This window comes from Stieleria sp. JC731 (assembly GCF_020966635.1).
Taxonomy (GTDB): Bacteria; Planctomycetota; Planctomycetia; order Pirellulales; family Pirellulaceae; genus Stieleria.
Window position 1 is genome coordinate 1,133,854 of record NZ_JAJKFQ010000011.1, and the last position, 22,507, is coordinate 1,156,360.

At 54.1% G+C, this 22,507-nt stretch carries 17 protein-coding genes; 6 read left to right on the forward strand and 11 right to left on the reverse strand.

Annotation, left to right across the window (positions count from 1 at the left end; all coding sequences use genetic code 11):
- Window positions 1–41 precede the first annotated feature (41 nt).
- The 3 genes from LOC67_RS21085 to LOC67_RS21095 form a co-directional block, all read right to left on the reverse strand.
- Window positions 42–1,877 carry a GTPase domain-containing protein gene (locus LOC67_RS21085; RefSeq protein ID WP_230264789.1) on the reverse strand — a complete coding sequence of 612 codons (1,836 nt, stop codon included), beginning with the start codon at window positions 1,875–1,877 and terminating at the stop codon, window positions 42–44.
- A 100-nt stretch (window positions 1,878–1,977) separates the two neighbouring features.
- Complete coding sequence (locus LOC67_RS21090; RefSeq protein ID WP_230264790.1) at window positions 1,978–4,095, reverse strand: hypothetical protein; 2,118 nt, start codon at window positions 4,093–4,095, stop codon at window positions 1,978–1,980.
- Window positions 4,096–4,104: 9 nt separating this feature from the next.
- Complete coding sequence (locus LOC67_RS21095) at window positions 4,105–6,192, reverse strand: serine/threonine-protein kinase (RefSeq protein WP_230264791.1); 2,088 nt, start codon at window positions 6,190–6,192, stop codon at window positions 4,105–4,107.
- A gap of 404 nt (window positions 6,193–6,596) precedes the next feature.
- On the opposite strand from LOC67_RS21095, the gene LOC67_RS21100 reads away from it, so the two are divergent.
- On the forward strand, window positions 6,597–8,156 hold the full coding sequence (locus LOC67_RS21100; RefSeq protein WP_230264792.1) for an RNA polymerase sigma factor RpoD/SigA: 1,560 nt from the start codon (window positions 6,597–6,599) through the stop codon (window positions 8,154–8,156).
- A gap of 303 nt (window positions 8,157–8,459) precedes the next feature.
- Here the strand turns inward: LOC67_RS21100 and LOC67_RS21105 are convergent, their stop codons facing one another.
- Window positions 8,460–8,651 (reverse strand): hypothetical protein, encoded by a 192-nt coding sequence (locus tag LOC67_RS21105; protein ID WP_230264793.1) that lies wholly within the window; start codon window positions 8,649–8,651, stop codon window positions 8,460–8,462.
- Here LOC67_RS21105 and LOC67_RS21110 point away from each other — a divergent pair.
- The 4 genes from LOC67_RS21110 to LOC67_RS21125 all read left to right on the forward strand — a co-directional run bounded on the left by LOC67_RS21110 (window position 8,650) and on the right by LOC67_RS21125 (window position 14,610).
- Window positions 8,650–10,173 carry a Do family serine endopeptidase gene (locus LOC67_RS21110; RefSeq protein ID WP_230264794.1) on the forward strand — a complete coding sequence of 508 codons (1,524 nt, stop codon included), beginning with the start codon at window positions 8,650–8,652 and terminating at the stop codon, window positions 10,171–10,173. The genes LOC67_RS21105 and LOC67_RS21110 overlap by 2 nt on opposite strands.
- 372 nt (window positions 10,174–10,545) lie before the next feature.
- Window positions 10,546–12,021 (forward strand): sensor histidine kinase, encoded by a 1,476-nt coding sequence (locus tag LOC67_RS21115; RefSeq protein WP_230264795.1) that lies wholly within the window; start codon window positions 10,546–10,548, stop codon window positions 12,019–12,021.
- A 2-nt stretch (window positions 12,022–12,023) separates the two neighbouring features.
- Window positions 12,024–13,412 (forward strand): sigma-54-dependent transcriptional regulator, encoded by a 1,389-nt coding sequence (locus LOC67_RS21120; RefSeq protein ID WP_230264796.1) that lies wholly within the window; start codon window positions 12,024–12,026, stop codon window positions 13,410–13,412.
- A gap of 247 nt (window positions 13,413–13,659) precedes the next feature.
- The gene (locus tag LOC67_RS21125) at window positions 13,660–14,610 is read left to right on the forward strand and encodes a sugar phosphate isomerase/epimerase family protein (protein ID WP_230264797.1); all 951 of its coding nucleotides are present in this window, start codon (window positions 13,660–13,662) and stop codon (window positions 14,608–14,610) included.
- A 90-nt stretch (window positions 14,611–14,700) separates the two neighbouring features.
- Here the strand turns inward: LOC67_RS21125 and LOC67_RS21130 are convergent, their stop codons facing one another.
- From LOC67_RS21130 to LOC67_RS21140, 3 genes are all read right to left on the reverse strand, one after another.
- A complete protein-coding gene (locus LOC67_RS21130) occupies window positions 14,701–15,747 on the reverse strand; it encodes a DUF1573 domain-containing protein (protein WP_230264798.1) in 1,047 nt (348 codons plus the stop codon).
- 66 nt (window positions 15,748–15,813) lie between these two features.
- Window positions 15,814–16,470: a Maf family protein gene (locus LOC67_RS21135; RefSeq protein ID WP_230265088.1), complete on the reverse strand. Its 657-nt coding sequence runs from the start codon at window positions 16,468–16,470 to the stop codon at window positions 15,814–15,816.
- A gap of 51 nt (window positions 16,471–16,521) precedes the next feature.
- Window positions 16,522–17,220, reverse strand: a complete 699-nt coding sequence (locus LOC67_RS21140) for a DUF3467 domain-containing protein (RefSeq protein WP_230264799.1) — start codon at window positions 17,218–17,220, stop codon at window positions 16,522–16,524.
- A 198-nt stretch (window positions 17,221–17,418) separates the two neighbouring features.
- Here LOC67_RS21140 and hemP point away from each other — a divergent pair, with 198 nt between their 5' ends.
- On the forward strand, window positions 17,419–17,589 hold the full coding sequence (gene hemP / locus LOC67_RS21145; RefSeq protein ID WP_230264800.1) for a hemin uptake protein HemP: 171 nt from the start codon (window positions 17,419–17,421) through the stop codon (window positions 17,587–17,589).
- A gap of 669 nt (window positions 17,590–18,258) precedes the next feature.
- Here hemP and LOC67_RS21150 read toward each other — a convergent pair.
- The 4 genes from LOC67_RS21150 to LOC67_RS21165 all read right to left on the reverse strand — a co-directional run bounded on the left by LOC67_RS21150 (window position 18,259) and on the right by LOC67_RS21165 (window position 22,423).
- Window positions 18,259–19,626 (reverse strand): methyltransferase RsmF C-terminal domain-like protein, encoded by a 1,368-nt coding sequence (locus tag LOC67_RS21150; RefSeq protein WP_230264802.1) that lies wholly within the window; start codon window positions 19,624–19,626, stop codon window positions 18,259–18,261.
- A 76-nt stretch (window positions 19,627–19,702) separates the two neighbouring features.
- Entirely contained in the window at window positions 19,703–20,011 is a 309-nt protein-coding gene (locus LOC67_RS21155) for a hypothetical protein (RefSeq protein WP_230264804.1), read from the reverse strand.
- Complete coding sequence (locus LOC67_RS21160) at window positions 20,008–21,078, reverse strand: hypothetical protein (RefSeq protein ID WP_230264806.1); 1,071 nt, start codon at window positions 21,076–21,078, stop codon at window positions 20,008–20,010. The genes LOC67_RS21155 and LOC67_RS21160 overlap by 4 nt, the downstream gene beginning before the upstream one ends.
- 169 nt (window positions 21,079–21,247) lie before the next feature.
- On the reverse strand, window positions 21,248–22,423 hold the full coding sequence (locus LOC67_RS21165; protein WP_230264807.1) for a fatty acid desaturase family protein: 1,176 nt from the start codon (window positions 22,421–22,423) through the stop codon (window positions 21,248–21,250).
- Between the last annotated feature and the right edge of the window lie 84 nt (window positions 22,424–22,507).

Here is a 22,507-nt window from a genome sequence, read left to right on the forward strand (position 1 = left end):
GCAGATCCCGTCACAGCGTCTATCGGACCGCACCGGTCAAGCTACATGCGGCCTGCTGACATCAAGAATTCGGCATCTGACAACAGTGGCTCATCCCAGCGAAGTCGAAGGATTCCGTCCTGTTGAAGCGTTGCGATCGCTTCGTCATGCTGATCACGGATCTGTTTGATCGCCGCGTTTGTTCGCGATTTTGATTGGGCAATCGACAACGCGATCATGGCAAAGACCGCTGTGGGAAGAAGCGAAAGAACGAGGCTGGTTAGAACCATCGCGAACTCAGGTTTAGGGAAACGCTCCATCACGTGTTCGTGTAGCTGACCTGATGTTTGTAACGAATCGAAACTGGCAGCGAGGTACTCTTTGTAAAGAGCGACGAAAGGCCCTGCCATCAAGCACCAAAAGATCAGTGTCCCAATTAGAGCGAACGGGGTCGCGTATCGAACCGAATTCTGCTCGATCGCATCTTCGAAAATCGATTGCGAGCGTTCTTGAAGTGCTTCGATTCCAGACAGTGATGCAACTTGTGTTGTTCCACTTCGGATGCTGACGGCATTGCTGTTTTCGTGAGAATCATTCGAAGACCGCAGCAACTCTAGCTCGTCACGAAACTGATTGGCCAGCGGTCCCAAGCGATCGCTAACAGCAGCGCTGCTACGCCGCTGCAGTCCACTTCGGATTTCCTCGCTGGCACTGCGGTCTCCCGCAAGCGTCTTTGTCGAAGTCCAAATGGTGCTGACCAGCGATGGCAGTGAACCGGACAGTGAGAGCAGCAACCGGTCCCATGCGCCACTGGTTAAATTTAATATTCCAAGGACAGTGCGAAACGGAAACCAAATCGCTCCGATATTGGTTAGCATCGACAGTCGCAAACGGCTTCGTACCGCAGCAGCCAACGGGCCGTTTGCCCCGACCAGGGTCTGAGCCACTTGTCCGGGTAATTTGGTCGCTTCGTCATTGAGCCGGTCGACGGCTTTGGTTAAACCGGGCAGCTTCTGAGCGAGCAGACCGCTAAGGGCAGCTCGAAACCGATTGTCCAAAGCTTCTAAACGTGCCGAACGCCGCCGATCGCTATCAGGATTGTTTTCCAGTTCCGCTTTTAGTCGTGTGACGAGTTCGGAAGCGACTTGCGCACCAACATCTTCTTCGGACTGTCCGGCAAGAAAAAAGTCTTGGCACAGGATCGGACGCGCGATCACACTGGTCGGCGCCACTTGACGCAAGTTGGCGACAAACGCATCGACATCGGAGCCGACACCATCGTCATTGTCTGACACGGCGTTGATCACCGGAATCACGATTGTCCCTTCGCTGGCAACAGCCAAAACACTGGGAGTTTGACCACGGATTTGATCTCGTCGAACAACCAAGATGATTGCCGAAGCCAACGAGAGGGCTCTTCTGGCGACATCGACGACGGAGTTTCGATCATCCGTCGCGCCTGGAGCATCAACCAACAGGTACGGCAGACCGAACGATTCCATTTCATCGGCCGTCACGCGTACATAGGTTTCAAAGCGAGCATCCAGGTCGGCTGGCGGTTGTGGGCCGACCCAAACCAGTTGCTCGGTTGTTTGGTCCAGATTGTTGCCGCTGCGGATCGAATCCTTCATCGGCGACTTGCGAATCAATTGCCGAACCAGCCAGCTTTTTCCTTGCCCGGTGGCTCCAACAACAGCCAGCACGAGTGCGCCGGCGGCGCGATCTTGTGCGATCAAATTTCGAGCAGCCGCATGCTCGTCGCACAGTGCGCGGACTTGGCGACCTGTTTCGCTACTGCCCAGGACGGTTGTGGCCGCATGCCGAACTCGGCGAAGAAATTCACTACCTTCGCTTTCAATCGGCATCGAGCTGCGAGATTCTGTTTCGGTTCGGTCCATGGTCCGCTCATCAATCGGGCAAACAGAGTTTACCAGCCGGTCAGGGATGGGATTGTTGGAGAGTGTTGTTTATCGACGATCTTAAATGCATCGAACCGTATTAGGTCGAGGCGGAGGGCATCACATCGGCGAGTTCTTTTACAAAGACATCGTTGATGCGGTACACAGGAAGCGTCGGTGCAATGGGATCGTGCGAAAGTTGGCTTAGGTTCGGCGTGGGCAATTGATGCGTCTGCGGTCCTAGTTTAATCGCCGGCAGTGGCTCACCCGGATCGACGCCAAGTTGTCGACAGAGCAAAACGTAGAACATCGACATTTGCTCCAGAGCCGCTTGGTTGGTCAGAATCCTGGCGTTCTTTCCGCCAGCCCAGTAGGCCGAGAACGCGGTCAGACCGGCTGCCGCTAGGAGTTCGACGATCGAAGCATTCGCGATGACCGATGTTCCGAAGTCAAACGGCAACATCAAGATGCTGCCGAAGGTCGCCAGCAAAGCAGCTAGTGGGGTCAGTCCGAAAGCGAGCTTTTTATGCTTGGGCACATGTTCCCACATTTCCGCAGCGACTTTTTGAAGTTGGTCGCCATCGAACTGAACCCGATCGTTCGCTTCAAAAGAGTTTAAGACCGATTCGAGAGTCGACTGCCAGAGTGCTGGGTCTACCGGATCGTTTTTGTCGGCGAACCAGTGGTGAAGCGTCAGAGGTGCACCAAAGCGTCGCAGGGCCGTGTCCAGGTCGTCCGGGGCGACGAGGTGTCCGACCTTTTTAGTTTTGAATTTCTCTTTGATCGATTCCGCGTACGTTTCGGCGATGGCGGTTGGCGCGTATTGCGAGATCAAGTCGGTGGCGGCTTTGGCCTTCTTTTGAATGAATGTATTGATGCGCACTCCCAGTCGTGCATACCACGGTGCCGCGTGACAAAACGCATCGGCCAACTGTTGAACAATGCGTTTGGATTGGTGCATACGGACTTCCGTGATAGCTCCAGTTCCAGACTGCTTTGTAAACAAGCTAACTGTGGTTTCAAGGATTGTTTGTCGAGCCCGCTGGCTTTCCTGAAGCGATCGGTCACAGTCTTCGCGGATCCGCGACAGGCCGAGATCCCAGACCGATCTGCGAAGTGCCGCGGTTCGCCCGCGAAGAAAACGATCAAAAGATTCGGGGCTGTCTAATTCGCTTGCTAGGTGCGTCAGCAATCGATCCGCATTGATTTCTGCAGGCGGGTTAAGTTCCGCGTTGGGATCGATGGAATAGAACACCGGAATCGGATCTTCGTCGGGTTGCCGAATCTCGATCAGCTTGTCGCCCTGGAAAACCTTCTTGGGAATGTAGGGGTCGCTTTTGGGAATCTCGAAGTCATAGGCACCATAAATTCGGTCGACACCGAACTTGTCCGTTTGCGGTGCAAACGATTCCAAGATGTCTTCGGGTTCTTGGCCGGGACGAATTTTGTTGACTGCTAACAGTCGAGGGATGCCTGGCATCAGGTCAGAAACCGTTTGCAGGATTTCGCCAAGCGTGCGATCCCGGGCCATGCCGGGTGTAGACACGATCATGAATGCGCTGCAAAACGTAGCCGCTTTGCCAAGTAGTTCGCGCCTTTGCTGGGGCGACCCGACGCCGAAGACTTCGTCGGAAACGATGTCGGGGCAATCCAGTAGCCCGATTCCCAACTGGTCTAGTTCCGGGTCTGTCGCGACCAGCGGGACACCCAATGCGTCGATTCCACCGCTACGGTTGTTGTATTGTTGGTGAGCTTCTTCGGGGTCATCGGAAAGCATTTCGGGGGCATGGCCCACGGCGTTCCCGAAATCTTGTAGCAGCAGTGACCAAAGTTCTGGCTCGTCACGCCAGCTTTGCGGCATCCACAAAACGAAACGGTGCGTTCCATGTCGATTGGCGATGCCCCTCAGGCTTCGTGCACGACCGTTGGGGCTAAGCAGGCTAGCGACCAAACTGGTTTTACCGCTGTTGAGCATCCCTGCAATTGCCAGCGTTGGGTATTCTGCAAGCTGTGCCCCGTGGTGAACTTGTCGACCGAGCGAAACGATGTCGCCAGCCAAGTCGGGTTGGATCCGGCGCAGCGAAGTCAGAAAGCTCTCCTGGCCAGGTTCCGGAAACAAGCGATTGACCGCCGCCCTTTGATCGTCATCATCGAGCAACGTTTGCAGGTGCGGCCACTGAAGTGTTTCGATCTTCTTGCGTCGTTTATAACCAAACATAGTTATCGATCAGCTAGCCGTGCTGGCGCCAGGGGCGATATTGGGCGGTCGAGTCGCATTGATGGCCGTGTTGCCGCGGGTATTGTCGCTGGTTTCAGATTGAAGGATGGCTTCGAAATCTTCCAAATAGGGTCCATCAAAGATTTCCCGCCACCATATCCCCGCGTCGGCCTGCGTCCAGTGGGGACTATCGGCACATGACAAGAGCATCGCTGCAAGTTCTTTCGCCGATTGTGGGCGTTCCTTGGGATCTCTTCTCAAACAACGAAGCAAAACGGCTTGCAGGTCATCGGAAACCGTTCGTCCGATCCGAAACGCAGGGCTTTCGACTTCGTGGTAAAGCTTTTGAACGCAGACGTCGCTCGATTCACCAATAAAGGGGGGCGAACCACATAGCAGCGTATAGCCGACAGCGCCGATCGAATAGATGTCGCTAAGCACCCCCGCAGAAGCCGCATCGCGAATCGATTCCGGTGCCATATAAAGCGGTGTGCCGGTTAGCGAATCGGTCCGTGTCAGCTGGGCCGTTTCATGATCAAGTTGCTTGGCCAAGCCAAAGTCGACAACTTTGACCAGGTCGTGAATTCCGCTTCGCGAAGTCAGCAAGACGTTGGCAGGTTTGATGTCGCGGTGTACCAGTCCGGCTTCGTGTGCTTCGGCGATCGATCCGCAGATCTGCACGAGTAGATAGATGACCCGATCGGACGGTTGGCGGTCATAGTAGTCAACGAGCTGTTCCAGCGAGATCCCGTCGACGTATTCCATCACGTAATAAAACGTTCCCTCGTCGGTGCGGCCGAAGTCATAGATTTCGATCGTGTTGGGGTGAAGCAGCTTTGCCGAAAGTCGAACTTCACGCTGAAATCTGGCTAGCGATCGTTCCGTCGCATCGGCATTTTCCAGAACTTTGATCGCGACGGGACGGTCAAGCCATCGATGCGAACCGAGGAATACCGTTCCCATTCCGCCTCGGCCGATCCGTTGTTTAAGTTCATATTGCCCTAGTGATCGATTGCCCGTTTGAGTTTGCGATTGCTCTGGCAGATCCTTCGGTGTCCGCCACAGCCTGGCAAACGCCGCAACGGACAAGGAGGAACACAAGGAAATCAATAATCCGACTAACGCGAACTTAGTCAACTGATCGATCGAACCATACGCTTCGTCCATCGACATCTCGGTGGCAATTCCGAGGTCATAACGGTCCAGCCATTTCCAAGATCCGACGACGTCGGTACCCATGTAATTGCGGTAGCCATCGACATCATCGCCGAATCCCCCACGGGTTAATGAATCCGCCAGTCGCGTCAACGGTTGCGTCGTTTGTTCCGAGGTCGGCTTCGAACTTGCAGGAGACTCAGGGACTATCGCTGAGATTTTTAAGACGCTCGATTCTCCATCAGCCAACCGACCAGTTTCCACCAGTTCGCTTTCAAACCGGCTGCGGGTTAGCAAAGTTCCTTGCCGATCGATCGCATAAGATTCACCACTGATGCCAAATCGGCTTTGTGAAAGCAGCTTGCCAAAGTAGTCGTCGACTTTGATGACTCGGGCAATCGCGCCGACATCGTCAAAGCTGTTTTGCAGTGGTGCGACGATCGCCATCCGGAAGTCTGAATCGATATCGCTGGAATCGATCGAGACGGAAAGGCGAAAGGGACGCGACAGAGCTGGCAAACCTTTTTTTAGTACGCCCCTGCAATGTTTTGTGATTGGTATCGCAGACGATTCGAACTGTGGCTCGGTTGCCACATTGATACTGCCATGTGAATCAATCACTGCGTATTCGGAACCAGGCGACGTGAGCAGCTTTCCGAGCAAACTCCGTATTTCGTTCTGCTGAGAGCTTGGGCGTTGTAGAGCTGTGTCATCGTGGATTTCTACCGCTGCCAACAAACGAACGATCTGGCTCGCCTCCGGGTTTGATGCAGTTTTGGTTGCGAACAAGAACTGATCGCGAAGCCAAAAATCGATCGCGCTGATTGTGACTTTTTGAGCCTGCGCCAAACGCGCGGCCGTTTGGACTTTCGCGTTTTGGATCAACCAGTAACGCGTCAACAACACGACCGGGACGGTCAACAGCAAAAGCAAAGAAGCCACCAGAGCGGAATTAGCGACATGCGACCGAGCGGTTGCGACGCGGTTCGTTGAGAAGCCCACGCCTTGCACGACCGGCCCACGGGGGGTGGTGGTCCCGGTGCCCTTCGAATCAGGCAATGACTGGGCGTGTTGGTGGGTTTTCGTATCCGGTACGGTCATTGCACAAGTATAGCATTGACCCCTGTTAACCGCAGGGGACATCGTGCGGTTAACAGCCTGAAGCAGTTGCGAAGTAGCTTTCGTAGAAAAAAATGGTTCGGCCGCGAAACACCTCGCTTTTTTGAGGCAAATTGCCCCGCGAGGAACTTCCGTATTGATGCACCGTACTAATGAGGGTCACCACTTTGCACTGAGGCCGCAACGGTCTTTCAGATCAGATCCTTACAACGCCACGAGGCGATGCCATGGTTATCTTGGCGAATACTCAAATCGAATTCCCCTCCAAGACGCTTGCGACGACGGCGGACCGTTCGGCAGTTCGTTCGGACGCGTCATCTGTTAAACGCATCCGCTCGCGGACTAGCGATCCACTTATTGTACCGACGCAGGCAGTTATGCCAGCGCAAGCCGAAAGGCCATCCCAGAAACGTTCCCAAGCTTCAACCGCTGACAAGCAGAACGCTGTCAAACAAACGCGGCGGCGCCGTGCAAACGTCGATACTGCTGCGGTCGATCCGATCGACTTGTACCTCGAACAGATCGGCCGACGGTCGTTGCTGACGGCTCAAGAAGAGATCGATATCGCAATCGATTTGGACATCGCACGGCGGAAGTTCCGTAAAGAGATGTTGCGAGTCGCGGCGGTTGCCGATGCCGCGATTGACTTGCTCACGGGCGTCGATCTCGGCGATCTGCGATCGGATCGTGAACTCGATTTCTGTGTTTCCGATCACGACGTTAAAGAGTCGTTGATGAGTCGTTTGCCGATCAACCTGCGAACGCTAGCTGCGCTCCGTCAGCAGCAGCGTGAGGCATTTGAAAGGCTGCAGACGGATAAACTGGGCAAACGCGAATTGGAGCAGGAAAAGCTGCGTTTCGTTCGTCGACGCGAAAAGGTCGTTGATCTGATCGAAGAGCTACGGATCCGAATCGATTGGTTTGAATCCATGTACGAGCGTGTCGTCGTCTGTGACCAAAGTGTGATCGGTCGTGGGCAGGATGGTCGAGAGTTTGGTTTGTTATCGGGATTCGAGCAGGATCTGCATGGCATTCGAAATCGGATTCGTAAAATTAGAATGCAGCATCGCCGCTATGTGATGGCTCGCGGGAAATTGACCGAGGCCAATTTGCGACTCGTTGTTTCGATCGCCAAAAAACACTTGGGACGCGGAACAGGTCTTTTGGACCTGATCCAAGAAGGCAACGTCGGTTTAATGAAAGCGGTTGAAAAATTTGATCACACCCGAGGATTCAAGTTTTCGACCTACGCAACATGGTGGATTCGACAAGCCATGTTCCGTTCTAGCGCGACGCATGGGTATTCGATGACTATTCCCCAGCACGCGATGCAGACGATGAAAACGATGCTGCACGGCGTCGAAAATCTGAAGAACGAACTCGGGTACAGGCCTAGCTTAGGTGAAGTGTCTGAAGCTTTAAATATCAGCGAAGCCAGGTTGCGTCATGCAGAGACGCTAATGGCAGGAACACAATCTGTCGTTCGTGATTCTGAAGAAGACAACACGATCACCGCGATCGAAGACCGAAGCTCAAAACCGGTTGAAGACGCGATGCATCACGAAGAGGTCGCCAAACAACTTTCTGTGGTCTTGGAAAAGTTAAATGCTCGAGAAAGGAAGCTTCTGCAGTTGCGGTATGGATTGGGCGGTCAGCAAACGCACACGTTAAGTCAGATCGGTTCTGAATTTGGAATTGGTCGCGAGCGTGTGCGGCAGATCGAGAAGCGAGCTCTGGAAAAGATCCGTGAGAGTCACTTGGTCGATGGCTTCTTGATCGCCGGATAGGCGTCACAGCGGATTTCGACCGCCGGCGTTGGCAACGATTGGTTGACGCGGACCGAATTGATAGTGCAGCGAGAATGCCTGCGGCTTTGATGTCGCGGGCATTCGTTTTTTTACGCGCGATCACACTGCTCTTCATTCGCGAACCGACTGCGAATTTCGACCGGCTGGCAATCGCTTAAAGGCTCGTCGCCTGCTGGGGCAGAATGCCACGCGGCGGGGCAACGCTCCACAGTGGCATACTGCGTCAAACGGGAAATACGCGTCAAACACGGTGAAAAACGAATTGGTACGGCACATGCGTTACTAGGTAGCGACATCCTGGCGAAGTCCCCAGCGGCAATCCAGCGACAGCGCTGATGGGATCTTCAAAGGCAAAAACAAGCAATCCAATTCCACTCTGGAGACTTCGATGCGATCGACTGAAAAGAAACGTTCGGTATTACTAGGTTTGATTTTGACCTCGGCAATTGGATTCGGATCGGGGGCAGTTTTCATGTCCGCTGATGCGTCGTCCAATCCCGCCCCGGCAAAGATGATGGACACGCTGCCTGCGGAGACGCTTGACGCGATTCATTCGGCGAACAACCTTTCGATGGCCTTCCGCGCGGTATCCGAACACGTGATGCCCTCACTGGTTGCGATTGAGAATCGTCCAGCAGTCGCGGTTGCAAAGCCGAGTGGAAACATTCGGCCTTCGGCGGATCCGTTTCACGGAAACAACCCCTTCAAGGGAACTCCTTTTGAAGACATGATGCGAGAGTTCGGCGGAATGGAAGGGATGCGTCGATTCGAGATGCGTCCAGATGGCAAGATGATGCCCAAAGGCTTTGGGGACCAGATGCCACGTCGCGGACGCGGCATTGGTTCAGGCGTCGTTATTGATGCGTCGGGGATCATCTTGACCAACAATCACGTTGTGTCTGGCGGTGGTGAAGTCACTGTGAAGCTGAACGACGGACGCGAGTTCGTTGCCAGCCAAGTTTGGACGGATCCGGATACCGATATCGCTGTTGTGAAAATCGAAGGCGCGACCGGACTTGTTCCTGCCGCACTCGGTGACAGCGAAGAAACTGATATCGGAGATTGGGTCATCGCCATGGGCCAACCGTTCGGCCTGGAAAGTAGCGTGACGGCTGGGATCATCAGTGCGAAGCACCGTGGGATCGGCATCACCGCTCGCGAAAACTTTTTGCAGACGGATGCCGCAATCAATCCCGGCAACAGTGGCGGACCGCTGGTCAACTTAAAAGGCGAAGTGATCGGTATCAACACCGCGATAAGTTCGCGTGGCGGTGGCAATGACGGAATCGGATTCGCCGTTCCGTCAAACTTGGCCCGCTGGGTCAGCGATCAGCTTGTGGAAAACGGCAGCGTCAAACGTGCGTATTTGGGAGTCGGTATTCAGCCGGTCACTCAGGACCTCGCAGGTGAACTGGGCGTGCAGCCTCGCGGCGGTGTCTTGATTACCGATGTCTACGACGATACGCCAGCTGCAGAGATGGGGCTTCAAGCCGGTGACGTGATTGTTCAGTTTGACGGAAAAGACGTTCGCACTCCACAGGCTTTGCAGCTTGCCGTTGAGCGATCTCCCGTTGGCGAAAAGGTTCCTGTGAAGGTCGTTCGTGACGGAAATCGAATCGATTTGGCCTACAAGGGAACCGAAGCGAAAAAGGGCTTCTTTCAAAAACGTCAGCAGTCGTCAGAGACACAGTCGGAACAATCGCCGACAGTGAAGATCGATGGTGTCGGTGTTGAAGTCGCGTCGCTGGATTCGGCAATCGCGAAGTCGCTGAACATCAAATCGGAAAGTGGCGTGGTTGTCACCGCTGTAAATGAAGGTAGCGCAGCAGAAGACGCGGGGCTCCAACCTGGGATGGTGATCACCGAGGTGGATCGTCAGCCGGTCAACAGCGTTAAGGAGTTCGAGTCGGCGATCACTGGTGATAGCGATGAAAAGACCTTGTTGCTGGTAAAGACCGAGCGGGGTTCGCGTTTCGTTGTCGTGAAACGGAACTAGTCTAGCGACAACATAATTTTCGAATGAAAAGCCAGGGGCAGGCCAGTTGAAAGTCTGCTCCTGGTTTGTCTTTGCGCCGCCCTATTTCTGGTTGCCGCATGTTGGTCGACTGCACAGTGTGGGCGATTTTCAATGTATCACTTCTTATTGTGTCACCGCACATTGACCTGCGGAAACACTCACCTAGTCGTCCAACGCATCAAGGCGATGCTTTCAGACGCGTGAAAGAGTACCCATGGCCGGCGAGGGGCTCCCCGTTCCCGCTTCACGCACCAGAATCTAAGATTCAGAATCAGATGGATGGCAATCCGAACGATTGCATGAGTCTGCTCGTAAGTAACGCTTCTCCCACGATACCCGTCCACCGAAACGATGCGTCTTGCTGCGAAACTAATACTGCTGTTTCTTTGTGGTCTGTTTCTGATTGTCGGCGTATTCGCCTATGCAACGGTGCAGCGTGAGAAGCAGGCAACGATAGAGCAGCACCAACGATACGCAACCGAGCTTGCGGACATGCTAGAGCAGCAGAGGCGGCAAAAGGCATCCGAAGCGGAGGCGGTCAAGCCTCCTCCAGTTCCGCAAAGGACGACGACAAAGCGTTTGATTCAGATCCGTCGCGTCGAGTTGGCATCTGATGAGCAAAGTCGTCAACCTCGCGTTCCTCGTGATCGCATTCTATACAGTCAACAAGTGACGACAATCACGATGACTGAACCCGAGGGTGTCGAGCGTTTATACACCTATGTTCCACTCGAATCCGGTGAACGGGACAATTCTTCCGATGCCGAAAATGAGCGATTGGAAGTCAGCGCACCAGATATCGATAGTGACAAGCGAGTTTGGCGGGCACTTGGAAGCACATTGCTGACGTTGTTAAGCGTCGCTGGCCTCTCGGCGGTCGTTATCTACTTTGGTGGCGTCAGGATGGTCGGTCAGCCTTTGCAACGATTGATCGATCGTGTCAATCGGATTGCAGAGGGTGATTTGTCAGAACGGATCAATATTCATTCACACGACGAACTCGCCGATTTGGCTGTCGCTATCAACGCGATGTGTGATCGATTAAAACGTCAACGGGATCAGATCGAATCGGAGACGGCGGCAAGATTGGCTGCGGTCGAACAGTTGCGACACGCCGACCGTTTGCGGTCTGTCGGTCGCATTGCTGCTGGGGTTGCGCATGAAATCGGCACGCCGCTAAACGTGGTCGCTGGCCATGCGGAATTAATCGAGGCTGGTGAATTGTCAGGTGATGCGGCCAAACAAAGTTGTCGTCAAATCAGGACGCAGTGTGATCGGATCAGCAAGACGATTTCAAGTTTATTGGCGTTTGCACGCGATGGAAAATCGAGTCGTCAGCCGACTGACATACGCTCGGTCGTTGAAGATACTTGTCAGCTTTTACAACCGATCGCACGGAAACGAACTTCGACGATCGCGATTGAACTTCCCGAAGAGCCGTTGATTGCCGAAGTTGATCCGGGGCAGTTGCAGCAAGTGCTGACCAATTTGATCAGTAACGCGTTGCAATCAGGCGACTCGGACATCGACGTCAAGGTTTCCGCATCGGATGATGATACCGAGGGATTTGTCCAACTTTGCGTCGCGGATAACGGCAATGGAATCCCCCAGGACGATTTGGACCATTTGTTTGATCCATTCTTTACCACCAAAGACGTCGGTGAAGGCACTGGGCTTGGGCTATCGATTGTTCATGGAATCGTGCATGAGCATGGCGGGCAAATTGATGTAATCAGCGAGATTGGCAATGGATCAACGTTTACCGTCCGACTGCCCGTGAAGCAGTCTGATGGTAACGTCACTCGGACCTCCGAAGAATCAAGATAGGTATGAAAGACTTGGAACGTGAAGGCACGTCACAGACGGTTATGATTGTCGACGATGACAAGTCGATGTGCGATTTGGTGCATGCCGCGCTGTCATTGAACGGATTCGAAACGATCGTCTGTCAAAATGCGTCACAGGCGATTGAACGTTTGCACGAATTCAACGTCGACGTTGTGTTGACGGACGTTCGGATGCCTGGGACCAGCGGTCTAGAATTGTGCCGTCAGATACATTCGCTGCGGCCCGACATTCCTGTCGTGGTGATGACCGCGTTCGGGAACTTAGAAACGGCGGTGGAGGCGATTCGCGGTGGTGCCTACGATTTCGTAACCAAGCCCGTCGAAATGCAAGTGCTGCGGATGGTGATCCAGCGAGCTGCCGAACACCGACGACTGTCCGAACAGATTCGCTTGCTGAGTGATCATCGCAGCCCATCGGGTGATTTTCCAGACTTGATCGGTCAAAGCGAGGTGATGGAGTACTTGCGAGACCAGATCCGTAGGGCTGCACCCAGTGATGCGTCGATCTTGATCACTGGAGAAAGCGGGACAGGTAAAGAAGTTGTTGCAAAGTCAATTCATCGACTAAGTGGGCGTGCAGACCGCCCTTTCGTCGCCGTCAATTGCGCCGCGATATCGGAAACGCTAATCGAAAGTGAACTCTTTGGTCATACGAAGGGATCGTTTACCGATGCCCGAACGGACCGAAAAGGTTTGTTTCTCGAGGCCCAAGGCGGGACTTTGTTTTTGGATGAAATCGGCGACATGCCCAACAGTATGCAAGTCAAGCTGCTGCGTGCTTTGGAGGAAAGTCGGCTTCGGCCAGTCGGTGGCAATCGAGAAATCGAATTCGATGTCCGCGTTCTTGCTGCCACCAATCGCGACTTGGAATCCGCCGTCGACTCGGGAGACTTTCGCCAGGATTTGTTCTTTCGAATTAACGTCATTCAGCTACAGCTTCCGCCGCTTCGTTCACGTGGCACCGACGTGCTGGAATTGGCACTGCATTCGATCGAACGGTTCGCCAAACAAGGCAATAAGGAAGTCACTGGTATCAGCAAACCCGCTGTCGAAAAACTGCTTTCTTATCGGTGGCCTGGCAATGTCCGTGAGCTTCGCAATGTGATGCAGCGGGCGGTTGCATTGACACAGTACGATTCGATTACGATCGAAGACTTACCGGAGAAAGTTCGCGACCATCGACCGTCGACCGTGTTCATCGGTGGAGATGATCCCGAAGAGCTAATGTCGCTAGAGGATCTCGAAGAGCGATATATCGAGCATGTGCTCAGCGTCGTCGAAGGCAATCGAACGCAAGCGGCAAAGATTCTAGGGGTCGACAGAAAAACGCTTTATCGAAAGCTAAAGCGAAAGGACGAAGACGAGTCTTAGCAGGCTGTCGATTCTCATCTGTCGCCTTTCACGTGGTAAAGGTAGCGTTCTTTTCCGCCGGTATCGTCTCGTCCAAGCCGGCTTTGTGAGCGATGAAACCTGGGAATCAGGAAGTCGTCAGTTTCCATGCGGAAGGGCATCTCTGGTTTGCGATGCCATATTCGAAGATAGGCTATGATAGAGCTACACGATGTTATATCGGATGCGATATTCCCCACTTAGTTTGCTCTGTCATCAAAGCTGTTCTATGAATCTTTCACGCCGAAATCTGCTTGCGGCAACAGCCGCGACATACGCAACCGCGGTTGCTTCAAAATTTGCTTTGGCAGCAGAGCAGAACCGTAAGTTTACGATTGATCTTCGCTGGGGCAGCATCGGTGTTCAAGCTGATCAGAAACAAGCGATTGAGCTGGCGGAAAAACACGGTTTTGAATCCGTGGCTGCTGCGCCGCAGTACCTTGCCGAGCTGAGCGATAGCGAAAGCTCAAATCTTGTCGAGGATCTCAAGAACCGAGGGCTTGTTTGGGGATCAAGCGGATTACCGGTCGAGTTTCGTAAGGACGAAGCACGTTTCAAATCGGACTTGGCGACGTTGCCCAAAATGGCTGCAGCGTTGCAGCGGGCAGGTGTGGATCGGATGGGGACCTGGATCATGCCATGCCATGACGATCTGACCTACTTGCAAAACTTCAAGCAGCACACTGCAAGACTTCGAGAAATCGCCAAGATCCTACATGACCACGGATTGCGTTTCGGATTGGAGTATGTGGGCACGCCTAGCCTTAGGAATACTCGGCGCTACGCATTTATTCATTCGATGAAAGAAACCGCAGAGCTTCACGACGCGATCAATGTCCCGAACATGGGTTTCATTCTAGACACATGGCATTGGTACACCGCTGGCGAATCGGCAGATGAAATTCGGTCGCTAGACGCGAAGCAAATCGTTGGGTGTGATTTGAACGATGCGCCCGCGGGCGTCTCATTGGAGCAACAGCAGGACAATCGCCGTGAATTGCCGATGGCAACCGGCGTGATCGATACCAAAGCGTTCGTGGACGCACTTGTTGCCGTTGGGTATGACGGCCCTGTACGCGCGGAGCCTTTCAATCAGAAGCTGAACAAGTTAGACAACGACGACGCTTGTGCGGCGGTTTCAAAGTCTCTGCATCAAGCAGCCGCATTAGCCAATGGCTAGACATCGGTCGATGGCTCGTACGTTGACTGCAGATTTCACAGATGAACAGTTCGTGCATTCAAACCGTGCAAACTGTTCTGTCCGGCCAGACTAGCCTTCGATCGTGCCGGTCGCGACACACTTGACGCTGCGACCGCCTTTCAGGTTGGTGTTGATGCGGATCTCTTGACCGATCTGATCCGCGTCGTCACCGGCTGTGAATTTCATTGTGACGAAGTGAAGCTTCTTTTCGCCCGATGGGGCATCGAATTCGAATCGTTTGTCAGCGCAAACGACGTCGGTGATTTCGAATGGCTCTTCGCCACGAACGATCAGGCGTTTTTCGACCACAGCCCCCGGCTTGTTTGAACCCAAGTTGACTGCTGCGGGCGAGACGCTGATGGACGGACGAATTCGGCCGTTGACCGACATCTCGGTCGTGGGGAACTGCGAATCGTTACTGATCAAGGTCAGGCGTTCACGAACATCGCCCTCTGGCATCGATGGCAGTACTTTGACTCGCATCCGATAGCGGACAACACCGGGTGACTTTTGCGGGGCGCTCAGTTTGACCTGTAGGTGTTCACAGTGGCTGCGAATATCCGAGATCTGCCAGTTGCTGTTTCCAGTATGAGTGACAGTAATGTCCTGTTCGGTTTCTTCGCCGGAGCCCAGTTCGCCAAATGCGACTTCGGGCGGATCGAATGTGATGTCCGTGCGGATGTAGCCTTCGACTTTCAGACGGACTTCGGCGTAGTAAGGCTTATCGAAGACAACTGTGACGGTCGCCGATTTTTGTCCGATGAAGGAACTGGTGTTGAACTTGGCGATGATCGATGCGGTCTCGTGAGTCTTGACCAGATCTTTCGAGATCGTCGGGCTGGTACAACCGCAGCTCGATCGGACTGCCGCGACGTGTACGTCTTCTTGGTAGAGGTTGGTGAAGTCGAAGTGATATTCGCACTTTGCCCCACGTCCGACCGCACGAAAGTCATGCTCAGTGGTTTTGAACATCTTCTCGGCCCAGTTGCTGTCGGCTGCCAAAGCAGGACCAGAAAAGCAAACTGCTGCGATCAAAATGACACACGAAAGCAAATGGAAGTCGCGGCGTCGCGACGGAGTACGCCAAAGGTGGGATGGGGATAGGCGTTGAGGCATCGATTCGCACCAATCAATTCGAGTCGTGTGCAGTCCAGCGGAACTGCCCGCAAACTTTAGCAGAGCTTACTGGTTTGAAGTAGGCGTTTCCGGACCTACGGTATCGATTGTTTCGGCTATTTCGTCGAACGTTTCCAGCAATTCTTTTAGCCGTTCCATTGGCAAACCGACAACGTTGCTTTCGCTTCCGTTGCCGACGATACGGATCCAATCGTTGCCATCCTGGTATCCAAAGGCGCCCGCTTTGCCATCCCACAACATCGTTTTCAGATAGTCGTCGATCATCGAATCGGTGAGGGTTTCCATCACTAATTCTGTTCTGACGACATCAACGATGCATTTGCTGTCAGTGCTTCGCCACAAGCAAACTCCTGTGAACACATCGTGCTTTCGACCACTAAGTGTACGGAGCATCTCCTCCGCATGAGCTTCGTCATGTGGCTTACCCAAGATCTGACCTGCAACCGAAGCCACGGTGTCAGCCGCAAGAACTAAAGCTGATTGGTGACGTGCGACAACATCTTCCGCTTTGCGAAACGCATATCGGGCAACAAGCTCCGGCGCAGTCTCTCGGCTGCACATTCCGCATTCGGCTTCAGCTCCTGCCGGGTCGACACTGAATTCGTATCCCGCCGCCTTTAGCAGTTGCGACCGTCTTGGCGACCCACTGGCAAGAACAAGTGGCAATCCACCCGGGATGGAGGCCATCGGAAGTTCGTTCATCAACGGAAGGTGGTCAGAGATTGCCATAAGCTTTGATGGGATGCCCGTTTATTAGGAAGCTGGTGGCGGGTCGATGGAGTCGTCGCCCGGTGCTGCAGGTGGCGGATCATTTGGTCCCGAAGTTGAATCGTCTGACTCGCTATCGGGTGATGTTTCTACAGCTGGGTTGGGTGACTGCCCGGAAGCGGCCTCGTTCCGTCGCAGTTCTAATTGGCGAACAGCACCTTTGAGCGAATCGAGCAATCTGGGAACTTGGCCTGCCGCGACGAAGACACGCGAGCTGACTGCGGATTGTGGAAAGAAGCTGGTTAGGAAATCCAAACCGAATTCCGTCGCCCCATGTCCGATCATGACCCCGTTGGCATAGGTGCCGCTCAAGACTTCGTCGGGAAGTTTCAGATCGTCATAAATTTCTTGAGGCGTCGGACGACGCGCGTCCGGATTCGGCTGCTGCTGCTTGGGAACGCCAGGGGCACCAAAACGATTGGTGTACAGATCCAAGTTGGTTTGTAGTGCTTCGATAAACTGAGGCATCACAGAATGAGGGATCACAACGCGTGCGGCAACAACGTGTGGTCGCCCGATCGTCTGCAAAAAGTCGACGATGTATTCGCTGGGGCCTGTCATCACGATCGCGCCGGTGCTGAACATCCCGCGAGCAACATGTTCTGGAACTCGGGCTCGAAGAGGCGGATTCTGGTTATTTCCAGGCTCTTGCGGACCCGAGCCGGCAGCATGATCGTCGGACATACGTTGGGGAAACCTATGGGCAGAAGCGGCAAATTCGGTGAAGAAACGGGCTGTACAGTCTATGGCGGTACCCAATAGCCCGAAAGGTGACTTCATTCCGAGGCTTGTTGCTATTGAGAACTGTTTTCATCAAGGTTACGCTAGTGGCTGAAAGAATCAGCACAAAGACGACAAACCAATCCAGCCAACGACGGCCTGATGCAAGACGAAACGAACCCGTCGCAATCCGCGATCCCGCCGATCGAGCTGCCAAAAATCATTCGATTCGAAGAACTCGCTCGCTGCGGCGACGAAATTTGGATCGAGTTCTCCGGGCAGATCTACCGTCTCCGCAAAACACGTCAGGGCAAGTTGATTCTGACAAAGTAGCCTTCTCGTCGCGATTGAAGCTATCGGCAGCCGGAGGCTGCAAAACAGTGCGTCGCAAGGCCGGAGCCTTGCGACGAGAGGGTAGCTGGCTCGTGCGAGGCTCCCGCCTCGCATGCGATGTCTTGCGGGCTCGGCCCGCCAAAACCTTCGACGATCAAACAACCGTCGCTAGCGCGATCACGGTTCAGTTTGATTGATCCATCAGCCGCCAACGCGCCAGCGTGCGGTTCTCCACAGGATCTGCAAAGCGGTAGTGGACGAAGCGATGAGTCCATCCCCTGGTTTCTTCCTTTCTAACCACAACACGATTGCCGCAGCTATCGGCAGCCGGAGGCTGCAAAACATTGCATCGCAAGGCGGGAGCCTTGCGACGAGAGGGTAGCTGGCTCGTGCGAGGCTCCCGCCTCGCATGCGATGTCTTGCGGGCTCTGCCCGCTAAAACCTTCGCTGATCATACAACCGTCGCTAGTGCGATTACGGATCAGTTTGATTGACCCATCAGCCGCAAACGCGCCAGCGTGCGGTTCTCCACTTCGACGATCATACAACCGTCGCTAGCGCGATCACGGCTCGGTTTGATTGATCCATCAGCCGCTAACGCGCCAGCGTGCGGGTCTCCACTCGATCGGCATCGAAATTAAATCACGACAATCGACACCCACCAGCCCGCTAAGACGGCAATCGCGCGGTCGATGGCAAATGATTCTTGCCGATTCCGCCCGATGCTTTGACCCACCCGAGGCCACGGTTTTGGTGGCGGACAACTCGCCAACCGTTTTTGTCGCAAGGAATTGGCTGACCGCTTAAATAAGTTTTCGCGCACTCATCGTCGACATCAACCACATCCGTGAATTGTAGATCTCGACGCCGAGCGAGCTGGTGTGATGGTTTCCAAGTGCGCCCAGTTCGATAGGCCAGTTCAGGTCCGCACGTAGCGATCGATTCGACCCAGGCGGGGGCATCGATGGGCCATCCCCAGAGAACGACGTCTGAAGCATGTGTCCGTACTTCATCTTCGCAGACAACCGATCGGATCGCGTCGGGAAATTCGACATCCGTCTTAGATTTGTCTTTGCGTTTCTTTTTGGGTTCCCGATAGGAACCATCCGCGGGTGTCGTAGCTTCACTGCTAAGAGACGCTGCAAAGCTGCCAGCACATTGATGCTGATGCGGCCACAAACGGTAGGTGCAATTGGACCCATCAACACTGCAGTACGATTGCAGTCTGTCTAGGGGCAATGGTCGTATTGGGAACTGGTCGATCAGCCATCTGACCTGAGCCTCATTTTCGAGTTCCGCAAACGTGCAGGTGCTGAAGACCAGCCGACCGCCGGGACGTAGTAGCTTGACCGCTGCAGCTAAGATCCGTTGTGCTCTTGCAGCGCTGTGCTCGATTTGCGGCAACGTGATCGAGGCTAAGGTTTGTTTTCCTCGGCCCAGCAAAGCCTGCCCGCTACAAGGGGCATCGACAACGACGATGTCAAACACTCCGCCCAATAAGTCAGCAAGTTGTTCCGGGTCCATCGAACTGATCGCATATCGATTGCTACCCGTTCGCGCTAAGTTGAAGGCTAGCGGTGCAATGCGTGAACGGATCGGTTCGTTCGCAACGAGGAATCCCGAGCCAATGTTTTCAAGCAGCGCCGATGCCTTTCCACCCGGTGCAGCGCAGAGATCGCAAACCAGGGGCGATCGCTCGGTCTCGGCTAGGCTGCGATCTGCGTTGCACGCCGCAAGTGCCAGCATCGATCCGGCGTCCTGCAAGTAAAAATCACCTGCCGCATAATCTAACGTGCGACTTAATCGGATCGACTGGTCAGGACAAGTGAATCCTAAGTCATACCAATCAATCGCTTGGGTTGGAAAAGATAGCGAACTGGGGTGCGATCCAAATCGCAAGCGACCGATGCTGGCGTATTTTTCAAACAAGCTTTCGCCGAAATCCGCAAGTGATCCGGCCGCATCGACTTGCTTTCCCAAGATCGAACGGAGCAGATCGGGGATGTCGACGTCGGTGACGTTAGGCAAGTCTCCCAATGGAGTTCTCTATCTGCGCGAAACGAAGTTGCTTTTCAAAACCAAGATTGCGGGAACCGCAAGATGCGGGCGACGCCTATCGACGGCCAAGCCTTTCGAGAATGTTGACAGCTAGCGACAGGGTCGCGGCCAAAAGCAAAGGCGACGTAAACGTGAACATGATGAAGGCTCGATGTGCCAGTCGGCCAGCATCTTCGCCACCTTCGCGGATCTCACCATAAATCAACATGCTTAGTTCTTCGCGGATGACGGGAACCCGCGAGGCATAAAACAATGCCGCGGAGATGAACGCAAAGACGACCATTAACAACAGCATCATCGACAGGCTGATTTGAAACCGAGGCACCGAGGGCCTTGCCGTTGGTTTTGTTGGCGGTTGATTCATGGTTCATATGCCTGCGGAGGGAGTTCCGGAAGCGACGTTTTCGGCGACGGGACCGGTTCCCAGAAGTCTTCGATGTCTTGACCGCCCGCATCGCGACGCAGCAACAGATACATGCCGCCCATCAATCCAAAAGCCAATGTCAGTAGCCACGCTGTAACGAAGCAGCGAATCGATTGTAGCGTTGCCAATCGAAACGCACCATCATTTTGAAGCGAACCTGGCGTGACCAGCAGAGCCGTTTTGGCGCTTTCGAACACGCCACCGTAGATCCACAGGATCGCCGATACGATCAACGTCGACAGCATCGTATATCCGGCTAACTGCAGCGGCCTGCGAAATAGATATTCGAACCCACGACTAAGGGAGTCGATCGGATCAGGATCCTTTTCGCAGATCATCGCCACATATCCGAATGGTATGGCGATGCTGGCACCAAAGATCATCAGTCCGACAGGTATCGCACCCGCGCCAACGATCCATCCGACGACCGTTCGAAACGGCGGTACTGAAGCTGCGAAGCCGGGCATGCTGAGTAAAACCAGTGCTAACAAAGCGGCACCGATTGCGAGCATCATCGTGATCGGAACCAGGTATGAATATCCCAGGCGTCTAGCCGCAATGCGTATCGATTGTCCGATCTTCGGAAGGCCTCGATCTGCAGTGAGCGAAGCGCCTGCTCGGGCGGCTAGTTGAAACGCGGGCGTCCAGATCAAAAGCATCCCAACAAAGAAGAGTATCCGTTCTGTCCATCCACCTTTGATCGATGCCGGTTCGGTTGGCAGCACGGAGTGTCCGAAGCCGCCTGGCAATCGCCACCATTGAATCGCTGACAATGGTGGGGAAGACAAAGATGTCGGCATTAGGAACGGGATTGATGTCCCAAGCAGGTTGCACGCGATTGCGGTGAGTATCAGCGCCAGTAAAGTACAGCTGATATATACAGGAGACGCGAGCAGTCGCAGAACGCGAAAGAGCCGGACGCAGGGGAACAAGTCGACCCAACTGCGCACTCGGCTGAACATGCCGCCTTCGAATTCGTAGCCAGCATGCACATCCTTATCTGTCAAACCGTCATCGCTCAAACCGCTTCCCCTCTATCTGCCTTTTTATCTAGTCAGGCTAATTTCGGCGCCAGTATCGCTCAACTCGAACGAACGACGCAAGCAGGGAGGCGACGATGAAGAATCGCTTGTTGAGCCGCGAGGCAGCAGGATTTAAGCCGCGAGGCAGCACGAGTTAGGCCGCGACGCGTTGCGATTCTGATTTCGGTTGCGACTCGTTGCGGTTGGCCGCACGATGCCATAGTGCAGCAATTTCGCTGAACAGGTTGGGGGCTTCCGTTTTTCGGTACGGGGAATCCGCCGGCAGTCCTTCCATCAAACGACGGTGGGCTTTTCCCAAGTTGTGGTACGGCAGTCGTGGGAACAGGTGGTGCAACGCGTGGTAGCGGGTACCGACCGGCCCCCACAGTTCGCTGATCCAAGGATGGTGGGGGTAGTTTACCGAATCGAGCAGCTGTTCTTCGAATGTCATCTCGCTGCCGTCACCTGTCCAGCGGTGTGCACCGAGCGTACGGATTTCGTTAAGCGTCAACAGTCCGATCGCGACGGCGTAGGCAACGATCCACAGGGGATTGAACCAAGTTCCGAAGACCAATTTATGTCCGGTAATGATCCAGACGCCTACCAAGAAGCAGAAGAACTCTTGCATCACAACGATGCGCATCACTTTCTTCGATGCATCCGTCCTTTCGTAGAACGGATCGACCACCATGGTTGAAGCATGGCGATGGACGAGCGGTCGAAGCTTTGGAAACGCCCAACAGAGTGGACTCATCACAACAAATCGGAACAATCCCAAGACCGGGATGATCGCCGCTTGCGCGATGAAGCCAATGATCAACAGCGGGCTGCGATGGCTTAGCGACAAGTATTCGCCATCATGCTCGGTGCCGTAGTGTTTACGGCGGTGGTGATCGACATGAGGGTAGTAAAGAAAAGACGGAACGAACAATGGTATGCCGCACAGCGCGTTCCAAACGATTCGGAACCCATTGAATCCATCTTTGGGAAGGTGGACCAGCTCGTGAATGAACATGACCGATCTCATGAACAGCACGATCGTCACCACATAAGACACTGATACTGCAGCGATCACCCATGGCTGCAAGCCGTAAATCTGTGGTGCGTAGACCATCACATGAAACGCGGCAAAACCGATCAGGATCGATGCAAGAAAATCGGTCCAGTAGATCTTTGCGTTCGGTTGAGTCAGGTCGCTGATTAAAGATCTCGCTTCGGCAAACGAAAACTGGCCAGTCGAAGTGCCGTTCGCGTTGTTGGAAGCCTTCTGGGTCGGCTCGATTGCTGGACGTTTCAGAATGTGGTCGTTTGCAGCTGAATCAAGTGACATCGTTCTTTTATGCGCTGGAGTGTATCTTTGCTGTTCTCATCGTCGCGTCGATTCGGTGATGATGATTAGACCACCGAATAAACC

Excerpts from the sequence above, each read along its gene's own strand:
- LOC67_RS21120 (WP_230264796.1), top strand. The coding sequence starts at position 12,024 with ATGAAAGACTTGGAACGTGAAGGCACGTCACAGACGGTTATGATTGTC.
- LOC67_RS21100 (WP_230264792.1), top strand. The coding sequence starts at position 6,597 with ATGGTTATCTTGGCGAATACTCAAATCGAATTCCCCTCCAAGACGCTT.
- LOC67_RS21165 (WP_230264807.1), bottom strand. The coding sequence starts at position 22,423 with ATGTCACTTGATTCAGCTGCAAACGACCACATTCTGAAACGTCCAGCA.
- LOC67_RS21090 (WP_230264790.1), bottom strand. The coding sequence starts at position 4,095 with ATGTTTGGTTATAAACGACGCAAGAAGATCGAAACACTTCAGTGGCCG.
- LOC67_RS21125 (WP_230264797.1), top strand. The coding sequence starts at position 13,660 with ATGAATCTTTCACGCCGAAATCTGCTTGCGGCAACAGCCGCGACATAC.
- hemP (WP_230264800.1), top strand. The coding sequence starts at position 17,419 with ATGCAAGACGAAACGAACCCGTCGCAATCCGCGATCCCGCCGATCGAG.
- LOC67_RS21130 (WP_230264798.1), bottom strand. The coding sequence starts at position 15,747 with ATGCCTCAACGCCTATCCCCATCCCACCTTTGGCGTACTCCGTCGCGA.
- LOC67_RS21115 (WP_230264795.1), top strand. The coding sequence starts at position 10,546 with ATGCGTCTTGCTGCGAAACTAATACTGCTGTTTCTTTGTGGTCTGTTT.
- LOC67_RS21105 (WP_230264793.1), bottom strand. The coding sequence starts at position 8,651 with ATGAAAACTGCCCCCGATCCGAATCCAATTGCCGAGGTCAAAATCAAA.
- LOC67_RS21110 (WP_230264794.1), top strand. The coding sequence starts at position 8,650 with ATGTCCGCTGATGCGTCGTCCAATCCCGCCCCGGCAAAGATGATGGAC.
- LOC67_RS21140 (WP_230264799.1), bottom strand. The coding sequence starts at position 17,220 with ATGTCCGACGATCATGCTGCCGGCTCGGGTCCGCAAGAGCCTGGAAAT.
- LOC67_RS21085 (WP_230264789.1), bottom strand. The coding sequence starts at position 1,877 with ATGGACCGAACCGAAACAGAATCTCGCAGCTCGATGCCGATTGAAAGC.
- LOC67_RS21155 (WP_230264804.1), bottom strand. The coding sequence starts at position 20,011 with ATGAATCAACCGCCAACAAAACCAACGGCAAGGCCCTCGGTGCCTCGG.
- LOC67_RS21135 (WP_230265088.1), bottom strand. The coding sequence starts at position 16,470 with ATGAACGAACTTCCGATGGCCTCCATCCCGGGTGGATTGCCACTTGTT.